Origin of the sequence: Acidovorax sp. BoFeN1, assembly GCF_003345135.1 — a bacterium.
GTDB classification, from domain to species: Bacteria; Pseudomonadota; Gammaproteobacteria; order Burkholderiales; family Burkholderiaceae_C; genus Acidovorax; species Acidovorax defluvii.
This window is the reverse complement of record NZ_QOZT01000015.1, coordinates 22,436-44,337: the sequence shown is the minus strand read 5'-3', so window position 1 is coordinate 44,337 and position 21,902 is coordinate 22,436. Positions and strand designations below refer to the sequence as shown.

Annotated in this window: 17 protein-coding genes; 14 read left to right on the top strand and 3 right to left on the bottom strand. The window is 64.1% G+C overall.

From position 1 onward, the window contains the following. Positions 1–110: 110 nt before the first annotated feature. The 4 genes from DTW89_RS05970 to DTW89_RS05955 all read left to right on the top strand — a co-directional run bounded on the left by DTW89_RS05970 (position 111) and on the right by DTW89_RS05955 (position 7,244). Positions 111–2,093, top strand: coding sequence for a DNA topoisomerase IV subunit B (locus DTW89_RS05970; RefSeq protein WP_114655267.1), 1,983 nt, complete (start codon positions 111–113; stop codon positions 2,091–2,093). A gap of 36 nt (positions 2,094–2,129) precedes the next feature. Then, a complete protein-coding gene (locus DTW89_RS05965; protein WP_114655285.1) occupies positions 2,130–2,963 on the top strand; it encodes a lytic transglycosylase domain-containing protein in 834 nt (277 codons plus the stop codon). Next, complete coding sequence (parC, locus tag DTW89_RS05960; RefSeq protein ID WP_114655266.1) at positions 2,960–5,314, top strand: DNA topoisomerase IV subunit A; 2,355 nt, start codon at positions 2,960–2,962, stop codon at positions 5,312–5,314. The genes DTW89_RS05965 and parC overlap by 4 nt, the downstream gene beginning before the upstream one ends. Positions 5,315–5,453: 139 nt before the next feature. After that, positions 5,454–7,244 carry a methyl-accepting chemotaxis protein gene (locus DTW89_RS05955; protein ID WP_291475750.1) on the top strand — a complete coding sequence of 597 codons (1,791 nt, stop codon included), beginning with the start codon at positions 5,454–5,456 and terminating at the stop codon, positions 7,242–7,244. 42 nt (positions 7,245–7,286) lie between these two features. Here DTW89_RS05955 and DTW89_RS05950 read toward each other — a convergent pair whose 3' ends face one another. Continuing rightward, positions 7,287–7,745 (bottom strand): RidA family protein, encoded by a 459-nt coding sequence (locus DTW89_RS05950; protein ID WP_024814542.1) that lies wholly within the window; start codon positions 7,743–7,745, stop codon positions 7,287–7,289. 149 nt (positions 7,746–7,894) lie between these two features. On the opposite strand from DTW89_RS05950, the gene DTW89_RS05945 reads away from it, so the two are divergent. From DTW89_RS05945 to DTW89_RS05920, 6 genes are all read left to right on the top strand, one after another. Next, a complete protein-coding gene (locus tag DTW89_RS05945; RefSeq protein WP_114655265.1) occupies positions 7,895–10,456 on the top strand; it encodes a DNA internalization-related competence protein ComEC/Rec2 in 2,562 nt (853 codons plus the stop codon). 80 nt (positions 10,457–10,536) lie between these two features. Further along, on the top strand, positions 10,537–12,000 hold the full coding sequence (locus DTW89_RS05940; RefSeq protein WP_114655264.1) for a circularly permuted type 2 ATP-grasp protein: 1,464 nt from the start codon (positions 10,537–10,539) through the stop codon (positions 11,998–12,000). Further along, positions 11,994–12,206 carry an alpha-E domain-containing protein gene (locus DTW89_RS05935; protein WP_081739347.1) on the top strand — a complete coding sequence of 71 codons (213 nt, stop codon included), beginning with the start codon at positions 11,994–11,996 and terminating at the stop codon, positions 12,204–12,206. The genes DTW89_RS05940 and DTW89_RS05935 overlap by 7 nt, the downstream gene beginning before the upstream one ends. Then, entirely contained in the window at positions 12,200–12,346 is a 147-nt protein-coding gene (locus DTW89_RS20050; RefSeq protein ID WP_114655263.1) for an alpha-E domain-containing protein, read from the top strand. The genes DTW89_RS05935 and DTW89_RS20050 overlap by 7 nt, the downstream gene beginning before the upstream one ends. After that, positions 12,340–13,299 carry an alpha-E domain-containing protein gene (locus tag DTW89_RS05925; RefSeq protein WP_024814545.1) on the top strand — a complete coding sequence of 320 codons (960 nt, stop codon included), beginning with the start codon at positions 12,340–12,342 and terminating at the stop codon, positions 13,297–13,299. Before DTW89_RS20050 ends, DTW89_RS05925 begins: the two co-directional genes overlap by 7 nt. Before the next feature lie 141 nt (positions 13,300–13,440). Next, complete coding sequence (locus tag DTW89_RS05920) at positions 13,441–14,646, top strand: trans-sulfuration enzyme family protein (protein ID WP_114655262.1); 1,206 nt, start codon at positions 13,441–13,443, stop codon at positions 14,644–14,646. A 45-nt stretch (positions 14,647–14,691) separates the two neighbouring features. Here DTW89_RS05920 and DTW89_RS05915 read toward each other — a convergent pair whose 3' ends face one another. Beyond that, on the bottom strand, positions 14,692–15,051 hold the full coding sequence (locus DTW89_RS05915; protein ID WP_236637050.1) for a VF530 family DNA-binding protein: 360 nt from the start codon (positions 15,049–15,051) through the stop codon (positions 14,692–14,694). 115 nt (positions 15,052–15,166) lie between these two features. Here DTW89_RS05915 and DTW89_RS05910 point away from each other — a divergent pair, with 115 nt between their 5' ends. Next, the gene (locus DTW89_RS05910) at positions 15,167–17,092 is read left to right on the top strand and encodes a B12-binding domain-containing radical SAM protein (protein ID WP_236637049.1); all 1,926 of its coding nucleotides are present in this window, start codon (positions 15,167–15,169) and stop codon (positions 17,090–17,092) included. A 203-nt stretch (positions 17,093–17,295) separates the two neighbouring features. Here DTW89_RS05910 and bfr read toward each other — a convergent pair whose 3' ends face one another. Beyond that, positions 17,296–17,772 carry a bacterioferritin gene (gene bfr / locus DTW89_RS05905; RefSeq protein ID WP_114655282.1) on the bottom strand — a complete coding sequence of 159 codons (477 nt, stop codon included), beginning with the start codon at positions 17,770–17,772 and terminating at the stop codon, positions 17,296–17,298. A gap of 244 nt (positions 17,773–18,016) precedes the next feature. Between bfr and ahpC the strand changes: the two genes are divergently transcribed. The 3 genes from ahpC (at position 18,017) to DTW89_RS05890 (ending at position 21,870) form a co-directional block, all read left to right on the top strand. Beyond that, complete coding sequence (ahpC, locus tag DTW89_RS05900; RefSeq protein WP_024814555.1) at positions 18,017–18,580, top strand: alkyl hydroperoxide reductase subunit C; 564 nt, start codon at positions 18,017–18,019, stop codon at positions 18,578–18,580. Between the two features lie 168 nt (positions 18,581–18,748). Further along, complete coding sequence (ahpF, locus tag DTW89_RS05895) at positions 18,749–20,317, top strand: alkyl hydroperoxide reductase subunit F (protein WP_114655260.1); 1,569 nt, start codon at positions 18,749–18,751, stop codon at positions 20,315–20,317. Between the two features lie 392 nt (positions 20,318–20,709). Beyond that, the gene (locus DTW89_RS05890; RefSeq protein WP_114655259.1) at positions 20,710–21,870 is read left to right on the top strand and encodes a GGDEF domain-containing protein; all 1,161 of its coding nucleotides are present in this window, start codon (positions 20,710–20,712) and stop codon (positions 21,868–21,870) included. The last annotated feature ends 32 nt before the right edge of the window (positions 21,871–21,902 follow it).

The following is a 21,902-nucleotide window of genomic DNA, read 5'->3' as shown; positions in this document are numbered from 1 at the left end:
CCAATCCGGCGTGCATTTGCCTGACGCCTGCACGAAGCGCGGCGCGCCATCGTGCTGCAGACTGGGTATTTATCCAGTCCCAACAGCGCTGCGGCACTACAATTCGCCCCATGTCTGCCAAACCGTCATCAGTGTCCGCCAGCGAATATTCCGAGGGTTCCATCCGTGTGCTCAAGGGCCTGGAGCCCGTCAAGCAGCGCCCGGGCATGTACACCCGCACCGACAACCCGCTGCACGTCATTCAGGAGGTGCTGGACAACGCCGCCGACGAGGCACTGGCGGGCTACGGCAAGAAGATCAAGGTCACGCTCCATGCCGACGGCTCGGTGAGCATCGAAGACGACGGCCGGGGCATTCCGTTTGGCCTGCACCCCGAGGAAAAGGCCCCGGTGATCGAACTGGTGTTCACCCGTCTGCACGCGGGCGGCAAGTTCGACAAGGGCAAGGGCGGGGCCTACAGCTTCTCGGGCGGCCTGCACGGTGTGGGCGTGAGCGTGACCAACGCGCTGGCCACCCGGCTGGAAGCCACCAGCTACCGCGAGGGGCAATCGGCCCGGTTGGTGTTCTCGGCGGGCGATGTGATCGAGCCCCTGGTGGCGCGCCCCCTGGAGGCCGGTGAGCGCAAGCAGGGCACCACGGTGCGCGTTTGGCCCGACGCCAAATACTTCGAATCGAGCGCCTTGCCGCTGGGCGACCTCACCCACCTGCTGCGCAGCAAGGCGGTGCTGATGCCGGGCGTGTCGGTCTCGCTGATCAACGAAAAAACACGCGACACCCAGACCTGGCAATACAAGGGCGGCCTGCGCGACTACCTGCAGCAAACGCTCAACGGCGACCCGGTGATACCGCTGTTTGAAGGCGAGGGTTTTGCCGACAGCAGCAACGACAGCTTTGCCGAAGGCGAGGGCGCCTCGTGGTGTGTGGCCTTCACCGAAGACGGCCAGCCCGTGCGCGAAAGCTATGTCAATCTGATCCCCACCAGCGCGGGCGGCACGCACGAAAGCGGCCTGCGCGATGGCCTGTTCAACGCCGTCAAGAGCTTCATCGAGCTGCATTCGCTTCTGCCCAAGGGCGTGAAGCTGATGCCCGAAGACGTGTTTGCGCGAGCCAGCTATGTGCTCTCAGCCAAGGTGCTCGACCCGCAGTTCCAGGGCCAGATCAAGGAACGCCTGAACTCGCGCGACGCGGTGCGGCTGGTCAGCGGCTTCGTGCGCCCGGCGCTCGAGCTCTGGCTCAACCAGCATGTGGACTACGGCAAGAAGCTGGCCGAACTGGCCATCAAGGCCGCACAGACGCGCCAGAGGGCCGGCCAGAAGGTCGAAAAGCGCAAGGGCTCGGGCGTGGCTGTGCTGCCCGGAAAGCTCACCGATTGCGAAAGCCGCGACATCGCCTACAACGAAGTGTTCCTTGTCGAGGGCGATTCGGCCGGTGGCAGCGCCAAGATGGGCCGCGACAAGGAGAACCAGGCAGTGCTGCCCCTGCGCGGCAAGGTGCTCAACACCTGGGAGGTAGACCGCGACCGGCTGTTTGCCAACAACGAAATCCACGACATTTCGGTGGCCATGGGGGTGGACCCGCACGGCCCCAACGACTCACCCGACCTGTCGGGCCTGCGCTATGGCAAGGTCTGCATCCTCAGTGATGCCGATGTGGACGGCTCCCACATCCAGGTGCTGCTGCTCACGCTTTTCTTTCGCCACTTCCCCAAGCTCATCGAGACCGGCCACATCTATGTGGCGCGCCCGCCGCTGTTTCGTGTAGATGTGCCCGCGCGCGGCAAGAAGCCTGCGGCCAAGATGTATGCGCTGGACGAGGGCGAGCTCACCGCCATCCTCGACAAATGCGCGAAAGACGGCGTGCCGCGCGAAAAATGCCAGATCAGCCGCTTCAAGGGCCTGGGCGAGATGAACGCCGAGCAGCTGTGGGAGACCACGCTCAACCCCGACACCCGGCGCCTGTTGCCCGTGCAGTTGGGCGGCACCGACTTTGCCGCCACCGAGGTGCTCATCACCAAGCTGATGGGCAAGGGCGAGGCGGCATCCCGGCGCGAGTTGATGGAGCTGCATGGCGACGCGGTGGAAGTGGACATCTGACCGCAGATGCCTGACCGCCCCTTGTCGGTGTTTCACATGCGCACCATTTATCGCCTTTTAGGCCTCTTGCGCTTGCTGGCTGTGCCTTTGCTGCTATTGATAGCGCAGCAGGCAGCGCATGCCGACCTGTGGGCCTTTGTGGACCCGCGTGGTGTGACCCACTTTGCCGCAGAGCAGGTGGATGCGCGCTACGAGCTGTTTTTCCGCGGAACGCAATTCGACTCCTCGCGCGATGCGCCTGCAAGCGATCAGCGCCCTGGGCAGGCGCAGCCTCCCGCGGTGCGCTTGCTGGCATTTTTTGACATTTCGCCCGATTACAAGCGCGTCAAGCACCATTTGCGGGCCTCGGCCAGCCGCCAGGGGGTGGACTACGAGTTGCTGCAGGCCCTGATTGCCACCGAATCGGGATTTGACGCTGGTGCCGTGTCACCCAAAGGAGCTATCGGCCTGATGCAGGTCATGCCTGCGACGGCAGGGCGGTTTGGCGTGGCGGCGGACACCCGCCGGACGGTGGCGCAGAAGCTGTTGGACCCGGCCTTGAATGTGTCTGCCGGCACCCGCTACCTGCGCTATCTGCTCGATCTGTTTCCCGGCCGTCTGGACCTGGCCCTGGCTGCCTACAACGCAGGCGAGGGCGCGGTGCAAAGGGCGGGTAACCGGATCCCGGCCTACAAGGAAACCCAGAACTATGTGCGCACCGTGCTCGGCCTGTATGCCCAGCTCAAGCCGCCAGCGCCTGTGCTGGCGCAGCGTGCGGGCCCCGGCCGTGTGCGCATGGAGCTATCGGGCGGCGCCTTGAACCGGGGCAATCTGCCCGCCACGCGTGTGGCCCCGCCCCAGAACGTGACTGAACCGAACCCGAACGAATGAGCGACCAACCCACTCTCGATTTCACTACCGCCGGCGACGGGGGCGACTCCCTGGATCTGGCCGGTTATGCCCAGCGCGCCTATCTTGAATATGCTTTGTCGGTCGTCAAGGGCCGTGCATTGCCCGACGTGTGCGATGGCCTCAAGCCCGTGCAGCGGCGCATTTTGTATTCGATGGACCGCATGGGCCTGGGCTACAGCGGCCCCACGCGCAGCACGGCGGCCAAGCCCGTCAAGAGTGCCCGCGTGGTGGGCGATGTGCTGGGCCGTTTTCACCCGCACGGCGACCAGTCGGCCTACGACGCGCTGGTGCGCATGGCGCAGGACTTTGCCCAGCGGTACCCGCTGATTGACGGCCAGGGCAACTTCGGCAGCCGTGACGGCGACGGCGCTGCGGCCATGCGCTATACCGAGGCGCGCCTGTCGCGCATCACCAGCCTGCTGCTCGACGAGATCGATGAAGGCACGGTCGATTTCATGCCCAACTACGACGGCAGCACGGAGGAACCCCGCCAGTTGCCCGCACGCCTGCCGTTTGCGCTGCTCAACGGCGCCAGTGGCATTGCCGTGGGCCTGGCCACCGAGATCCCCAGCCACAACCTGCGCGAGATTGCCGACGCCTGCATTGCACTCATCAAGACGCCCTCGCTCAGCGCCGAAGACCTGCTGGCGTTGGTGCCCGGCCCGGACTACCCCGGCGGCGGCCAGATCATCAGCAGCGCGGGCGATATTGCCGACGCCTACCGCACGGGCCGTGGCAGCCTGAAGGTGCGTGCGCGCTGGAAGATCGAAGAACTCGCGCGGGGCCAGTGGCAGCTGGTGGTGAACGAGCTCCCGCCCGGCGTGAGCACACAGCGCGTGCTCGAAGAAATCGAAGAAATCACCAACCCCAAGGTCAAGGCCGGCAAAAAGGCGCTGAGCCAGGACCAGACACAGCTCAAGGCCAGCATCCTGGCCGTGCTGGACGTGGTGCGCGACGAGTCCAGCAAGGACGCGCCTGTGCGCCTGGTGTTCGAGCCCAAGACCGGCAAGACCCCACAGCAAGAGCTGATCACGGCGCTTTTGGCCCACACCAGCCTCGAAACCTCGGCACCCATCAACCTCACCATGGTGGGGCTGGATGGCAAGCCCGTGCAGAAATCCATGCGGCTGATGCTGGAAGAGTGGATCGCCTTCCGCCAGGGCACCATCACCCGCCGCACGCAGCACCGGCTGACCAAGGTGCTGGACCGCATTCACATCCTCGAAGGGCGGCAGACCGTGCTGCTCAACATCGACGAGGTGATTGCCATCATCCGACAGGCGGACGATCCCAAGGCCGCACTGATTGCGCGCTTTGCCCTGAGCGACCGCCAGGCCGAAGACATCCTCGAAATCCGGCTGCGCCAGCTGGCGCGGCTGGAAGCCATCAAGATCGAGCAGGAGCTGAAAGAGCTGCGCGAAAGCCAGGGCAAGCTCGAAGACATCCTGAACAACCCCGGCTCGCTGCGCCGCACCATGGTCAAGGAGATCGAAGCCGATGCCAAGACCTTTGCCGACCCACGCCGCACCCTGATCCAGGCCGAGAAAAAAGCCGTGGCCGAGGTCAAGGTGGTGGACGAGCCCGTCACGGTGGTCGTTTCACAAAAAGGCTGGGTGCGTGCGCGCAATGGCCATGGCCACGAGGCGGCCAGTTTTGCCTTCAAGGCGGGCGACGGGCTGTATGCCACGTTTGAATGCCGCACCGTGGACCAGCTCATCGCGTTTGGCAGCAATGGCCGCGTGTATTCGGTGCCGGTGGCCCTGTTGCCCGGTGGGCGTGGCGACGGACAGCCGGTCACCACCCTGATCGAGCTGGAATCGGGCACGCAGCTGCTGCACTACTTTGCCGGCCCGGCAAGCGCCGTGTTGCTGCTGTCAAACTCAGGTGGCTATGGATTCTTGGCCAGCGTGGAAAACCTGGTCTCGCGCCAGAGGGGGGGTAAATCCTTCCTGACACTGGGTGATGGCGAAACGGTTTGCCCGCCTTCGCACGCGGCGGGCAGCACCGGCGGTCAGCCGCTACCTGCCGCCACGCATGTTGCCTGTGCCTCGGCGGGGGGGCGCATCCTGACGTTCGAGATCAGCGAACTCAAGACCATGGCCAACGGCGGCCGTGGCCTGATGCTGATCGACCTGGAGCCCAAAGACCAGCTGGCGGGTGCCGTCGCCTACACGCGCAGCGTCCGCATCGAGGGTGTGGGCCGGGGCGGCAAGCTGCGGGAAGAAACGCTGGAAATCCGCTCGCTCAACAACGCCCGCGCAGCCCGTGGACGCAAGGGCAAGGCGGCAGATCTGGGGTTCAAGCCAGCCTCCGTGACGCGCGTCGAATAGCCGCCGTGTCGGCAGGCGCATTTGTCGCCTGTCGGAAATCCTGGTGAGGTGCGACGCCCGGGGGAATGCCCTGGATTTGTAGGAAAATGAAAAATCACGCACTATCAGTTACGAATTATCGGACTGCAGGAGACAAATCATGCTGAATCAACTTCGCATTGCCCACAAGCTGTGGCTGGCGGTCGTCCTTATCGTGGTCATGCTGATCGCTGTAGTGGGTTTTTCGGGGTACCGGTCCGCCAAGGTGCAGGCGCAGGCCGACGCGGTGACCAAAGAGATGGAGGCCCGGGTCTCTTCCGCCATCCGCTGGGCTGGCCTGACCGAGACCAATGCGGCGCGCACGCAGGCGCTCATCGTCAGCAGCGATCCGGCGGTAGAGCTGGAGTTCAAGGACGTCATCGCAGCCACTTCGGCGCAAATCAGCGAAGTGCAGAAATCCATGGAAGGCATGGCCTTGTCCGAGCAGGACAGGGCGCAGATGGCCAAAATTGCCGCTGCGCGCAAAACCATGACCGAGCTGCGGGCGCAAGCCAGGCAGCTCAAGGCCGATGGCCAGGCAGAGCAGGCCGTGGCCCTGGTCAAGCAGTCCTACAACCCTGCGGTGTCTGCTTATCTGCAGACGTTGGGCGACTTTGTGCAGATGCAGCAGCAGACTGCGCAGACGACCTTGGCGGAGATGACGGCTTCACGCATGTTGACCGTGAAAATGGCGGCGGTGGCGGTGGGCGCCTTGCTGCTGGCGATCATTGGCGGGGCCTATTTCCTCATTCGCAGCATTGAGCAGCCCCTGGCCCAGGCCAACGACCTCGCTGCCCGCATTGCAGCGGGCGACCTGAGCATGCAGGCCACCGTCACGCGTGGCGACGAGTTTGGTGATCTGCTGCGATCGCAATACGCGATGAGCGATGCCCTGGGCCGCGTGGTGCACCAGGTGCGCCAGAGCACCGACAGCATTGCCATCGCCAGTGCCGAAATTGCCACCGGCAACCACGATCTTTCCGCGCGCACCGAGCAGACATCGAGCAACCTGCAGCAAACCGCAGCCGCCATGGAGCAGTTCACCAGCACCATCCAGCAAAGCGCTGGCAGTGCCCAGCAGGCCAGCAGCCTGGCGGTCAGTGCCACTGGCGTGGCACGACGCGGCGGTGAGGTGGTAACGCAGGTGGTTGCCACCATGGACGAGATCAATCAAAGCAGCAAAAAGATCTCCGACATCATTGGTGTCATTGATGGCATTGCATTTCAGACCAACATCCTGGCGCTGAACGCGGCCGTCGAGGCAGCCCGTGCTGGTGAGCAGGGACGAGGTTTTGCGGTGGTGGCCAGCGAAGTGCGCAGCCTGGCCCAGCGCAGTGCCGAGGCCGCCAAGGAGATCAAGCAATTGATCAATGCATCGGTGGAAAAGGTGGACACCGGCTCTCGGCTGGTGGCGGATGCCGGCTCCACCATGGCCGACATCGTGCAATCGGTTCAGCGCGTGACCGACATGATTGGCGAAATCACGGCCGCATCCACCGAGCAGGGTGCAGGCGTTTCCCAGGTCAACCAAGCGGTGGGCAATCTTGACCAGATGACGCAGCAAAACGCGGCACTCGTCGAGGAAAGCGCAGCCGCAGCACAAAGCCTGCGTGAACAGGCTGAGCAACTGGCGCAGATGGTGTCGGTGTTCAAGGTCAACGCAGCCGCCTATGGCGTACAGGCCCCGGTGGCCCGCGCCGTGGCAGCCCCGGCCCCCGGCATGGCTGCAGCCGCTGCCAGGGTGCAACGCCCTGCCGTGGCAAGCAAACCTGCCGCCAAGCGGCTGGCGGGTGCGGGCAGCGCGCCCAGTGCTCCGGCCCCTTCTGCCGAGGAGCCGCGCAAGCCCGCTGCACCGGCGCCCCGAGCCACTGCCGTGGCAAAGGGTGGGGACGACGATTGGGAAACTTTTTGAGTCGCTGACCCCGAAGGGCGCTGAGCGCTGAGCGCTCAGTTTTCAGTTGAGTTCAGCGATCAATTCGATCTCAACGCACGCACCCATGGGAATCTGTGCCACGCCAAAAGCGCTGCGCGCGTGCACTCCTTTTTCACCAAATACCTGGCCCAGCAACTCGCTGGCGCCGTTGGTCACCAGGTGCTGCTCGGTGAAGTCGCCGGTGGAGTTGACCAGGCTCATCACCTTGACGATGCGTTGCACCCGGTTCAGGTCGCCCCCGCAGGCGGCTTGCAGTGTGCCCATCAGGTCGATGGCCACGGCGCGGGCAGCGGCCTTGCCTTCTTCGGTGGTGATGTCGCGGCCAAACTGGGCGGCCCAAGGCTTGCCGTCCTTGCGCGCGATGTGGCCGCTCAGAAACACCAGCTTGCCGGTCTGCACATAAGGCACATAGGCAGCCGCCGGCACGGAAACCGGGGGCAGGGTGATCTGGAGTTCTTTCAGCTTGTCGTAAACGCTCATGGTTTTCCTCGGATGGGTGGCAGACATGACCGGTCGGGGCGCAAGCGCAGGCGCATTGCCCTGATGCCGGTGCAGAGGGCGCCAGTGTTACACATGCGTGTGCGAGAAGTGCCCATTTTTGCGCTGTGGGTTGCGTTTAGCATGTGCCCATGCCGCCCATTTCCTCCAGCGTATTCCGCCCTGCTGCGCCGAAACCGCACGAGGAGAGTTCCGTAGGGGGCGCATGGCGCTTGCCGGCGTGCTTGCTGGGGGCCCTGGTGGGTGCCGCGGTGCAGTTGCAGCAGCCCCAGCTTTGGCCCGGGCCTGTTTATGGCGTGCTGCTGGCCTTGGCTGGTGTGGCCTGGCTGGTCAGCAGCCTGCGCCGCGCATGGTGGGGTCATACACCCTTGGCTGCTGAGCGGCGCTGGCGCAGTGCGCGGGCCATGGGCTTTGCGGCCTGCGCGGGGGCGCTGGCCTTGTTTGCCGTGTGCGGGCTGCGTGCCGGTGCCTATGCCTCCCATGCGCTGGCCCCGGGGCTGGAAGGGCGTGACCTGCGGGTGACCGGCGTGGTCGCTGCCATGCCGCAGGTGAACGAAATGGGCGTGCGCTTGCGCCTGGAAGTTGAGGCTGCGTTTTGGCAAGGCGCTGCGGTGACATTGCCCCCGCTGGTGGATGTGTCGTGGTATGGCGATGCGGCGCTGGAGATGGCGCAGCCTGCCGATGCATTGCGGCAGCCCCCATCGCTGCGGGCGGGCGAGCGCTGGGAAATGACGGTGCGCCTGAAGGCCCCCCATGGGGCACGCAACCCCCATGGTTTCGACTACGAGCTCTGGATGTGGGAGCAGGGCGTGCAGGCCACGGGCTATGTGCGCGCCGGCACCAACGACTTGCCGCCGGTGCGGCTCGGCAGCACCTGGCGGCACCCTGTCGAGCGTGCGCGCCAAGCGGTGCGCGATGCCATCGTGTCCCGCCTTGCCGGCAGTGCTGCAGCAGGGGATGCGGGGCAGGTGCGGGTCGCTGGCGTGGTGGCCGCCCTGGTGACGGGTGACCAGCGTGCGATTGACCGCGCCGACTGGGATGTGTTTCGCGCCACCGGCGTGGCGCATCTGATGAGCATCTCGGGTCTGCATATCACCCTGTTTGCCTGGCTGGCGGCGCTGGTGGTGCGGCGGCTGTGGTGCCGTTCGCCGCGTTTGTGCCTGGCCGTCCCGGCCCCCTCTGCGGCCCTGGTGGCAGGTGTTTTGCTGGCGGGTGCCTATGCGCTCTTCAGTGGCTGGGGCGTGCCCGCGCAGCGCACCGTGCTGATGCTGGCGACCATTGCTGCGCTGCAACTGAGTGGGCGCCGCTGGCCTTGGCCACAGGTATGGCTGCTGGCCTGCGCCGTGGTGGTTGTGGTGGACCCGTGGGCGCTGTGGCAGGCGGGGTTCTGGTTGAGTTTTGTGGCTGTTGCTGTGTTGTTTGCTACTAATAATATAGCTGATGGCGCTTATGGGGTGAGCGCTAGAGCCCGTTTTTATGCACTTTTACGAGAGCAGTGGGTGGTGACACTGGCGCTCACCCCACTGACCTTGCTGCTGTTTGGCCAGGTGTCTCTGGTGGGTTTTGTGGCCAATCTGTTGGCTATACCGTGGGTGACGCTGGTGGTGACTCCGCTGGCACTGGCCGGGGTGGTGTGGGCACCGTTGTGGAGCTTGGCTGCTATGGCCCTGCAACCCCTTGCCGCGTTCTTGCAGTGGCTTGCGGCCTGGCCCCTGGCCGTGGCGTTTGTTCCGATGGCGCCATTGTGGGCGGGTGTGGCGGCGGTGGTGGGGGGTGCCCTGCTGGCCATGCGTGTGCCGTGGGCGGTGCGCGCGCTGGCGCTGCCCTTGCTGCTGCCCGCGCTGTGGTGGCAGCCAGTGCGGCCTGCGCCGGGGCAATTTGAACTGCTTGCTGCCGACATTGGCCAGGGCAATGCCGTGCTGGTGCGCACCGCCACGCATGCACTGTTGTACGACGCCGGCCCGCGCTTCAGCCGCGAAAGCGACGCGGGCCACCGCGTGTTGGTGCCCCTGCTGCGCGCGTTGGGGGAGCGGCTGGATCTGCTCATGCTGAGCCACCGGGATTCTGACCACACCGGCGGCGCGGCCGCCGTGCTGGCGCAACAACCCCAGGCGGCCTTGACCGGCTCGATCGAAGCCGAGCATGAATTGCAGGCCCTGCGCCCGGCCACGCCCTGTGTGGCGGGGCAGCGCTGGGATTGGGATGGCGTGGCCTTCGAGGTGCTGTTCCCGGCGGCGGGCCAGGGCACGCCCGCTGCGGCTGGCAAGGCCACCGCGCCCGCCGTGCGCACCAATGCCGCCAGCTGTGTGCTGCGCATCGCCACCCCGGGACCTGCACCCGCAGTGGCCTTGCTGGTGGGCGATATCGAGCAGGCCCAGGAGCAGGCCCTGGTGGCCGGTGCCGCACCGCTGGCCGCCGATGTGCTGCTGGTGCCGCACCACGGCAGCAAGACCTCATCGAGCGCGCCGTTTCTGGATGCGGTGCAGCCGCGTACCGCTTTGGTGCAGGCCGGTTACCGCAACCGCTTTGGGCACCCGGCGCCCGAGGTGCTGGGGCGCTATCAAGAGCGAGATATCCGGGTGGTGGAGTCCGCGCGCTGTGGCGCCGCCACCTGGCGCTCGGTGCAGCCATTGCAGGTGCGCTGCGAGCGGGATGCTGGGCGGCGTTACTGGCAGCACAACATCGCACCCTAGCCCAAGCGGGCGCTGTTATTTGTCGTGCAACACCTGCGGCAGGCGCGTAACTTGCTATCCTGACTCCAGGAGGCTCGCCCATGCAGAAATTTGATGAGATGTACGCCATGCTGCCCTTTGATGGCAGCGATGTGCGAGAGCATTACAAGCGCTATGGCCAATGGCTGGCGCGCCAGCCTGCGGATGTGATGCAGGCCCGCCGGCTCGAGGCCGAGATGATCTTTCGGCGCGTGGGCATCACGTTTGCGGTGTATGGCGCCAAGGACGAAGGCGGCGCGGGCAGCGAGCGGCTGATCCCGTTTGATCTGATCCCCCGCATCATCCCCGGCCACGAATGGGCGCAGATGCAGCGCGGCCTGGTACAGCGGGTGACCGCGCTTAACCGCTTCATCCATGACGTCTACCACGGGCAGGACATCCTGCGTGCGGGCATTGTTCCGACCGACCTGGTGCTGAACAACGCCCAATACCGCCCCGAGATGGCTGGCGTGCAGGTGCCCCGGGACGTCTATGCACACATCGCCGGCATCGACATCGTGCGGGCCGCCGACGCGCAGGGCAACGGCGTGTATTACGTGCTGGAAGACAACCTGCGTGTGCCCTCGGGGGTTTCCTACATGCTGGAAAACCGCAAGATGATGATGCGGCTTTTTCCTGAGCTTTTCAGCGCACATGCGGTGGCCCCCGTGGCGCATTACCCCGACATGCTGCTGGAAACCCTGCGGGCCAGCGCCCCGGCCACCGTGGCAGAGCCGGTGGTGGTGGTGCTGACGCCCGGCATGCACAACAGCGCCTATTTTGAGCACGCCTTTCTTGCGCAGCAGATGGGCGTGGAGCTGGTGGAAGGGCAGGACCTGGTGGTCAAAGACCGGTTTGTATACATGCGGACCACGCGCGGCTTGCAGCGGGTGGATGTGATCTATCGGCGGGTGGACGATGATTTTCTCGATCCGCAGGTGTTTCGCCGCACGTCCACGCTGGGTTGCGCGGGCCTCATGGAGGCCTATCGCGCGGGCAACGTGGGCATCTGCAACGCTGTGGGAACCGGCGTGGCCGATGACAAATCGGTGTACCCCTATGTGCCCGAGATGATCCGCTTTTACCTGGGTGAAGAGCCGATTCTGAAAAACGTGCCCACCTGGATGTGCCGCAAGCCCGACGATCTGCAGTATGTGCTGGCGCACCTGTCTGAACTGGTGGTGAAAGAGGTGCACGGCGCCGGCGGCTACGGCATGCTCATCGGCCCGGCCGCCACGCAATCAGAAATCGAAGACTTCCGCCGCGCCCTGCTGGCCAATCCGGCGGGCTACATCGCCCAGCCCACGCTCAGCCTGTCCACCTGCCCGACCTATGTGGAAAGCGGAATCGCTCCGCGCCACATCGACCTGCGCCCCTTTGTGCTGAGCGGCCGGGAGGTGCAGATGGTGGCGGGTGGCCTTACACGCGTGGCCTTGCAAGACGGCTCGCTGGTCGTCAACTCGTCGCAAGGCGGCGGCACCAAGGACACGTGGGTATTGGGACAAGAAGGGGGCAAAACATGCTGAGCCGCACTGCCGATCATCTGTTCTGGATGTCACGCTACACCGAGCGGGCAGCTCTGTTTGCGTCAGCAAACAGCGGGGGCGCTAACAATTGTGCAAAGCACTTGTTATGCGTCCACCAAAAGGCTGCTGAAGGCAGACTTTCACCACAACACAGCGTGCGCGCGCAGCGCGTTCGGGGTTCTCTGCCCGGGGAGGAAACATGCTGAGCCGCACTGCCGATCATCTGTTCTGGATGTCACGCTACACCGAGCGGGCAGAAAAGGCTGCTGAAGGCAGACTTTCACCACAACACAGCGTGCGCGCGCAGCGCGTGCGGGGTTCTCTGCCCGGGGAGGAAACATGCTGAGCCGCACTGCCGATCATCTGTTCTGGATGTCACGCTACACCGAGCGGGCAGAGAACACCGCACGCATGCTCAATGTGAGCTACGAGACCTCGCTGCTGCCGCAGTCTGCCGCCATGGCCCAGGAAGGCTGGCTGGGGCTGCTGTCGATCAGCGAGCTGATTCCGGCCTATACCGAAAAGCACGGTGAGGTCGCCCCTGCCAAGGTGCTCGAATTCATGGTGCGCGATGGCGACAATCCGTCGTCCATCTTGTCGTGCCTGCGGGCCGCGCGGGAGAACGCGCGGGCGGTGCGCGGTGCGCTGACCACCGAAGTGTGGGAAACGCAGAACCAGACCTGGCTGGAACTGACCCGGCAACTCCAAGGTGGCATCTTCGAGCGCGATCCGGCCCAATTTTTTGAGTGGGTCAAATACCGCTCGCACCTGTCGCGCGGTGTCACGCTGGGCACCATGCTGCAGGACGAGGCCTTTCATTTCCTGCGGCTGGGCACGTTTCTGGAGCGCAGCGACAACACGGCGCGCCTGCTGGATGTGAAGTTTCACGCCGTCAACAACGACTTTTTTGGCCGTGCCAGCGAGCGCAACCAGGAGAACGACTTCTACCACTGGAGCGCCATCTTGCGCAGTGTTTCGGCGTTCGAGGTGTACCGCAAGGTCTACCGCGACGTCATCACCCCGGGGCGGGTGGCCGACCTGCTGATCCTGCGCCGCGACATGCCCCGATCGCTGCACGCCAGCCTGCGCGAGGTGGTGGACAACCTGGCTGTGGTGGCCAACGAGCAGTCCGCTGAGACACAGCGCTGCGCCGGGCGGCTGCTGGCCGATCTGCAATATGGCCGTATCGACGAAATCCTGGCCACGGGCCTGCACGCTTACCTGACGCAGTTTCTCGACCGCGTGAACGATCTGGGTGGCGGCATCAGCCGCGACTTCCTGGTGGCCGCGGGCGACTAGCCTGGGCGGGTGTGCGCCGGCAAGCCGGGCGAGGGGCGCCCGCCGGTCGGCACGCGCTGCCCCCACGGCTGTGCGTGTGCGCTGCATGGTGGGGTTGGCGCGCAGGGCACACTGTCGCCTTCACCGACGGAGTTTTTCCTGATGAGCACCCACATCCCACCCCATGAAGCGCCATGCAAACCTTGGGGATTTCGCACCCTGGCCGTTCATGCCGGGCAGTCGCCCGACACCAGCACCGGCGCCATAGCGCCCCCCATCGTGGCCACGTCGGCGTTTGCCTACGACGATTTCGAGGCGGGCGAGCGGCGCTTCAATGGCGAAGCACCAGGCTATGTTTACAGCCGGTTTGCCAACCCCACAGTGGCATCCTTCGAGCGCAAGATGGCTGCACTGGAGTGTGGCGAGGCCGCAGTGGGGTTTGCCAGCGGCATGGCGGCCATCAGCACAAGCCTGCTGGGTTTGCTCAAGGCGGGTGATGTGGTTGCCTGCGTGGGCACCCTGTACGGCGGCACCGACGGGGTGATGCGGTCCTTGTTGCCGCGCCTGGGTGTCACGGTGCGGCACTTTCGCACTGTGGATGCCTTGCGGGCCGGGCTCAATGCCGGCACCCGCATTGTTTACGTGGAAACCCCCAGCAACCCCACGCTGGAGGTGATGGACCTGGCGCAGGTGGCGCAAATTGCGCGCCAGGCGGGGGCCATCAGCATGGCCGACAACACGTTTTCCACCCCCTTCCTCACGCGTCCGCTGACACTGGGGGTGGATGTGGTGGTGCATTCAGCCACCAAGTTCATCAGCGGGCATGGCGACGCCACGGGGGGCGTCGCCGTGGGCCGCGCCGAACTGCTGGGGCCCATCAGGGCGGCTGGCATGGGGCAGTTGGGCGGGTGCCTGAGTCCGCACGAAGCTGTCATGCTGCTGCGCGGGCTCAAGACGCTGCCATTGCGTGTGGAGGCCGCCTGTACCAATGCCGAGGCACTGGCCCGGTGGCTGCAGGCCCAGCCTGCAGTGGCCCGTGTGTACTACCCCGGCTTGGCCACGCATCCGGGCCACGGTGTGGCCGCGCAGCAGATGCGGCGCTTTGGCGCCATCCTGTCGCTGGACCTGCGGGGCGGGCGCGCCGCAGCGCGGCAGTTTCTGGACGGCCTGCGCATCGTGACGCAGGCGGTTTCGGTGGGCGATGTGGATTCGCTGGCATGCCATCCCGCATCCACCACCCACCACAGCATGCCCGAGCCGGTGCGCCTGGACAACGGCGTGTCTGATGCCCTGGTGCGCATGAGCGTGGGCATCGAAGACGGCGACGATCTGCTGGCCGATGTGGCGCAGGCCCTTGCACGGGTTTGAAGCCAGTGCCTGGCGCTGGCCCTGGCCGTGTGTTGCGGTGAGTGGCTAGCCCCCGTCCCGCGCGTTGCGCCGCTGGTCGCGCAGCATGAAAAGATAAAGGCTCTCGACCTTTTCACGCGCCCACGGCGTCTTGCGTAAAAACTTCAGGCTTGACGACACGCTGGGGTCGCTTTGAAAGCAGCGCACCGGAATGCGCTCGCCCAGCTCCTGCCAGCCGAAATAGTCGGCCAGCCCCACCACCATGGCCTCCAGCGTCACACCGTGCAGCGGGTTGTGCGCCTGCTTGAGGCGGGCGTCTGCTGGCGCATCGATGGGTGCGTCTATGGGCGCGTTCGCCGGCACAGCGCCCGGGTTGGAAGGTGTCTCGGGGGCGGATTTTGGAAGGCTTGGCTCGTGGGCATTCATGGCCGCAAGCATAAGGCGATTGCGGGGCCGGGATGCGGCATTGGGTGCGGGCGCCGATAATCAGCACCCGCCTTCGCACCCGTCCTGCACTGGCGGTCACCCGGTTCAATTCTTCATGTCCGCCCAGCCTCCACTTCGCGTCCTGTCCGTCATCCCGCCGATGACGCAGCTCAACACCCCTTACCCGTCCACCGCGTACCTCACGGGGTTTCTGCGCTCGCGCGGGGTGGCTGCAGTGCAGGAAGACCTGGCGCTGGCGCTGGTGCTGCAGCTGCTGTCGCCGCAAGGCCTGCGCGCGGTGGCTGCCCAGGTCGAGGCGATGCCCCCCCAAAAGCACAGCCCTGCGGTGCAAAGCTTTGCGGCGCAGCAGGGTCGCTACCTGGCCACTATCGCGCCCGCCATTGCCTTTTTACAGGGGCGCGACTCCACGCTGGCCCACCGCATCGTGGGCCGCAATTTCTTGCCCGAGGGGCCGCGCTTTGAGTCGCTGGATGTGTATGTGGACGACGAGGGCGGCGACCCGCTGGGCTGGGCCTTTGGCGCCCTGGGCCTGCACGACCGGGCCAAGCACCTGGCCACGCTGTACCTGAACGACCTGGCCGATGTGCTGCGCGATGCGGTGGACCCGCGCTTTGAGTTTGTGCGCTACGCCGAGTCGCTGGCAGGTAGCCAGCCCACCTTTGAGCCGCTGGCCCAGGCGCTGGCGGCGGCGCCCAACCTGGTGGACGAAACGCTGCGCGATTTGACCCTGGCTGCCATCGAGCGCCATGCGCCCACCGTGGTGCTGCTGTCGGTGCCGTTTCCTGGGTCGGCCTATGCGGCCTTTCGCATTGCGCAGACCATCAAGGCGCAGCACCCGCACATCGTGACGGTGCTGGGCGGTGGTTTTGTCAACACCGAACTGCGCGAGCTGACCGAGCCGCGCGTGTTTGACTACTTTGATTACGTGACGCTGGACGCGGGTGAGCGCCCTTTGCTGGCGCTGCTGGAGCACCTGCAGGGCCAGCGCGGCCGCCAGCGGCTGGTGCGCACCTTTGTGCGCGATGCAGATGGCGAAAAGCCTGGCGCCGTGCAGTACGTGAACATGATGGAAGCCGACATCGCCTTTGCCGAAGTGGGCACGCCCACCTGGGATGGCTTGCCGCTTGACCGCTATCTCTCGCTGCTCGACATGCTCAACCCCATGCACCGGCTGTGGAGCGACGGGCGCTGGAACAAGCTCACGGTGGCGCACGGCTGCTACTGGAAGAAGTGCACTTTTTGCGACGTGAGCCTGGACTACATCGGCCGCTACGAGGGCGCATCGGCCACCGTGCTGGCCGACCGCATCGACACCATCGTGCGCGAGACCGGGCAGACCGGGTTTCATTTTGTCGACGAAGCTGCGCCGCCCAAGGCCCTGAAGGCGCTGGCCACCGAGCTGATCGCGCGCAATGCTGGCATCTCGTGGTGGGGCAACATCCGCTTTGAGAAAACCTTCAACCCCGAGCTGTGCAACCTGCTGGCCGACAGCGGCTGCATCGCCATATCGGGCGGGCTGGAGGTCGCTTCGGACCGGCTGCTCAGCCTGATGAAAAAGGGCGTTTCCGTGGACCAGGTGGCGCGCGTGACGCGGGCCTTCACCGAGGCGGGCATTCTGGTGCACGCCTACCTGATGTACGGCTTTCCCACGCAGACCGTGCAAGACACCGTGGACGCGCTCGAATACGTGCGCCAGCTGTTTGCCAACGGCTGCATTCAAAGCGGGTTTTTTCATCGCTTTGCCTGCACCGTGCACTCACCCGTGGGACAGCACCCCGAAGAATTTGGCGTCACCCTGCAGCCCCTGCCGCCCGTGAGCTTTGCCAAGAACGACATCGGCTTTCACGACCCCACGGGCGTGGACCACGATGCACTGGGCGGCGCGCTCAAGAAAGCCATCTACAACTACATGCACGGCATCGGGCTCGAAGAGGACGTGCGCAGCTGGTTCCCCTTCAAAGTGCCCAAGACCACCGTGGCGCGCAACCGCATTGAGCGGGCGCTGCGCGAGCGCGGCTGATTGGCCGGCGCGCTGGCGCAAGCCGCGCAGGTTTGCAACAACCGACCGGCCGCGTCGATCTTGCTGCCAGCGGTGTGTACTCAAAACGCTATCTAATTAATAGCTACATGCGCTTTATGGATAAGGGCTAGAGCCTCAAAAGACTAAAAAAAGGTGCGCAGGGGCGCACCGTTGGGTTGCCTGGGCAAAATGCCCGTGCCGCGTTACTCCAATTCGCCCATCTGCGATTGCAGATAGTTGGGCAGGCCTACCTTGGCGATCAGGTCGATCTGGGTTTCAAGGAAGTCGATGTGCTCCTCGGTGTCATCCAGGATCTTTTGCAGCAGGTCGCGCGAGACATAGTCGCGCACGGTTTCGCAATGGGCAATGCCGTCCTTGATGGTGGCCTGGGCACCTTGCTCGGCACTCAGGTCACAGGCCAGAATTTCGGGCACGTCTTCGCCCACCTGGATCTTGGCCAGGTCCTGCAGGTTGGGCAGGCCGTCGAGCATGAAGATGCGGTCCATCAGCCAGTCGGCGTGCTTCATCTCGCCGATGGATTCGGAGTATTCCTTCTTGGCCAGCTTGTCGAAGCCCCAGTGCTTGAGCATGCGGTAGTGCAAAAAATACTGGTTGATGGCCGTGAGCTCGTTCTTGAGCTGGGCCTGCAGATGGCCAATGACTTGTGCGTCACCCTTCATGGTGGATTCCTTGTGTGTTGGTTCGGCCCCCATTGTCGCGACGCCACACCCACTGCGCAACCCAAGCCCTTGCGCGGGGCGCGCTGCCGTTGGCGGCCTGCGCTTGCACAGGCAGACAGGCGGACAGATTTGTCACAAAATAGCAATACTCAATTGATTCAATGAATTCAATTCATTGGATTCATTGGTCGAAAAAACCTAAACTTCAGTCCTGTTCAGTCAACCAACCACTAAGGAAACAGCAATGTCCCTGATCAACACGCAAGTTCAGCCCTTCAAGACCGAAGCTTTCCACAACGGCAAGTTCATCACCGTCACCGAAGAAAGCCTCAAGGGCAAGTGGTCGGTCGTGATCTTCATGCCCGCTGCCTTCACCTTCAACTGCCCCACCGAAGTCGAAGACGCTGCTGACAACTACCCCGAGTTCCAGAAGGCCGGCACCGAGGTGTACATCGTTACCACCGACACGCATTTCTCGCACAAGGTGTGGCACGAAACCTCCCCCGCCGTGGGCAAGGCCAAGTTCCCTCTGGTGGGCGACCCCACGCACCAGCTGACCCGCGCCTTTGACGTGCACATCGAAGAAGAAGGCCTGGCACTGCGCGGCACCTTCATCATCAACCCCGATGGCATCATCAAGACCATGGAAGTGCATTCCAACGAAATCGCCCGCGATGTGAAGGAAACCCTGCGCAAGCTCAAGGCAGCCCAGTACACCGCAGCGCATCCTGGCGAAGTGTGCCCCGCCAAGTGGAATGAAGGCGCCAAGACCCTGGCTCCATCGCTGGACCTGGTCGGCAAGATCTAAGCCACCCAACCATTTGACGGCGGAGCGCCCCGGCGCTCCCAAGCCGGACCACGCCGTGGCGCCCGCGCCATGCCGTCCGGCTTTTTTACGCCCGGTATTTCGTGCAAAGGGCGCCAAAAGCGGCCCGAACACATTTCCCCCACAACTCGAATCTATAAGGACACCACCATGCTCGACGACCAACTCAAGACCCAACTCTCTGCATACCTGGAGCGCGTGCAGCAGCCGTTCGAGCTGGTGGCATCCCTGAACGACAGCGACACCTCCCGCGAAATGCTGGAGCTGCTGCAAACCATCCAGTCGCTGCGCAGCGACAAGATCACCCTGCGCACTGACGGCAACGACGCGCGCAAGCCTTCGTTCTCGCTGCAGCGCGTGGGCAGCACCAGCCAGCTGCGCTTTGCCGGCCTGCCGCTGGGCCATGAATTCACGTCCCTCGTGCTGGCGCTGCTGTGGACGGGCGGCCACCCACCCAAGGCCGAGCAGGAGGTGCTCGACCAGATCGACGCGCTCGAAGGCGACTTCAACTTCGAGGTCTACATGAGCCTGAGCTGCCACAACTGCCCCGACGTGGTGCAGGCGCTGAGCCTCATGGCCATCCGCAACCCGCGCATCAAGACCACGGTGATTGAAGGCGGCGCCTTCCAGGAAGAAGTGAACCGCCGCGAAGTCATGGCCGTGCCCATGGTGTTCCTGAACGGCCAAGTGTTCGGCTCGGGCCGCATGCTGCTCGAAGAAATCGTTGCCAAGATCGACACCGGCGCCGCCGCCAAAGAGGCAGCCAAGCTCAGCGCCAAGGAAGCCTTTGACGTGCTGATCATCGGTGGTGGCCCCGCCGGCGCTGCCGCTGCCGTGTACGCCGCCCGCAAAGGCATTCGCACTGGCGTGGCCGCCGAGCGCTTTGGCGGCCAGGTGAACGACACCCTGGGCATTGAAAACTACATCTCGGTGCTCGAAACTGACGGCCCCAAGTTTGCCGCCGCCCTCGAAGCCCACACCCGCGCCTACAACGTGGACATCATGAACCTGCAACTGGCCGAGCGCCTGATCCCCGCCACCGAGCCCGGTGGCCTGATCGAGGTGAAGCTGGCCAACGGCGGCTCGCTCAAGTCCAAGAGCGTGATCCTCTCCACCGGCGCCCGCTGGCGCAATGTCAACGTGCCCGGCGAAGCCGAGTACAAGAACAAGGGCGTGGCCTATTGCCCACACTGCGACGGCCCGCTGTTCAAGGGCAAGCGCACAGCGGTGATCGGCGGCGGCAACTCGGGTGTCGAGGCCGCCATCGACCTGGCCGGTGTGGTGGCTCACGTCACGCTGGTGGAATTTGCCGACCAGCTCAAGGCCGACGCCGTGCTGGTGAATAAACTCAAGAGCCTGCCCAACGTCACCATCCACACCAACGCGCAGACCACCGAAATCACCGGCGCCGACGGCAAGGTGAACGGCCTGAAGTTCAAGGACCGCGCTACCGGCCAGGAACACCTGGTGCCGCTGGAAGGCGTGTTTGTGCAGATCGGCCTGGTGCCCAACACCGACTGGCTCAAGGGCACGGTCAACTTGAGCAAGTTTGGCGAGATCGAGATCGACGCCAAGGGCCACACCAACGTGCCCGGCGTGTTTGCTGCCGGCGACTGCACCACCGTGCCCTACAAGCAGATCGTGATTGCCGCCGGCGCTGGCGCCACGGCTGCGCTGAGCGCGTTTGACCACCTGATCCGCAGCGGCGTATCGGCTTGAGTTTTTAGATCAAATATGGCTGTAGCGCTTATGGGATAAGCGCTAGAAGCTATCAAATTAAAAGCGGCGGGGCTGTGCAAACAGCCCTGCCGATTTTGTTTTGTATGCAGGGAAGGCCAGGTTTCGGCCAAGAGCAGCCGATCAGTGCTTTTTGGGTGGATCGGTTCAAGCTTTTTACAGCCTCTGGTCAATACCGACCCTTGCTGTGTTGGTCAGCCGACGCCGCAGTCAGCAGACGTGGAGTCCGCATGCAGATCGTTCAACCCGCGCCGCCCTTCGTTATTACCGATAGTTACACTGATCGGCAATCGCATCGTTTTTGACCCGTCTCTAAGCAGTGGTGTAGCGCAGGTTTTTGCCCAGACCGTCTGCTCCCACCTTCCCACATCAACATGGTTGCAAACATTCTCGTCGGCATGCTGTGCGCACACCTGCTGTGCTTTTCGGTGATGTTTTGGCTCGTTAGCAAACGCCTACACGGCAAAAAGATGGGGATGGACTTTTTTGCGATGGGCAACCTTCTTTTGGGTTCTGCCTATGTGCTGCAATTGGCTGAAGGCGGCCCCGCCTGGAGCCTGGTGAGCGTTGTCAACCACACCTTCACGCTCGCCTCCCCGGTGGCTTACTGGCTGGGGGCCATGCGGTTTTTTGGGCACTCCGTCCCTTTGTGGCGTCCACTGCTTGCAGTCGCCGTGACCTACAGCGCCGCGCAGGTGCTGGTGCAATGGAGCCTGGGCCCGGTGGCCCGCTACGCCATGCTCTCAGGCATGTCTGCACTGCTTTTCTTGGCCATGGTCATCACCGTGGTTTATGGCGTGCGCACATTTGCCAAGGATTTGTATGGGGAGATGATATTTTTTGCCGTCTTGATCAGCGGCATTTGCGTACTCAACGCGCTCAAGTTCATGAAGCTTGTGGATGGCGGTTTGAATGCACTGCACATGGACAGCAATTTTCAGCTGGTGTTCTACATCTACATGTCATCCCTGGCAACGGTGTTGCCGCCATCGATCATTTGGCTGGTACTGCGCCGCTTGACCGATGACCTGCGTGACATGGCTGCGCGTGACCCCATGACACAGTTGCTTAACCGCCGCGGACTCACAGAAGCGCTGCAACGGTATTTCACCTCCCGCAAGGCAGTGCCTGCGCACTTGCTGATGGTTGACGTCGACCACTTCAAACGCATCAACGATACCTATGGCCACCAAGTCGGAGACGCCGTCTTGTGCCAGGTGGCGGAGGTACTTGGTGCCACTGTGCGTGGTGGCGACCTGGCAGCCCGTATTGGTGGTGAAGAGTTTGTTGTCATCTGCCTGGACACCGACATTCTGGGCGTCATGCACTTGGCTGAGCGCTTACGCGCAGCCATCGAGAATCAAGCCATCAAGATCACTGGCTCCGACCATCCACTGCACTGCACGATCACGATTGGGGTTTCACACCCCTTCGCCAGTGCACATGTCTTGGAGGACGCCATGCGAGAAGCCGACGCCGCCCTTTACCGTGGCAAAGCCGCTGGACGCAACCGGATCGAACTGGCCTCTGCATGAACGGGCACGCAGGTTGAAAAAACGCCTTAATT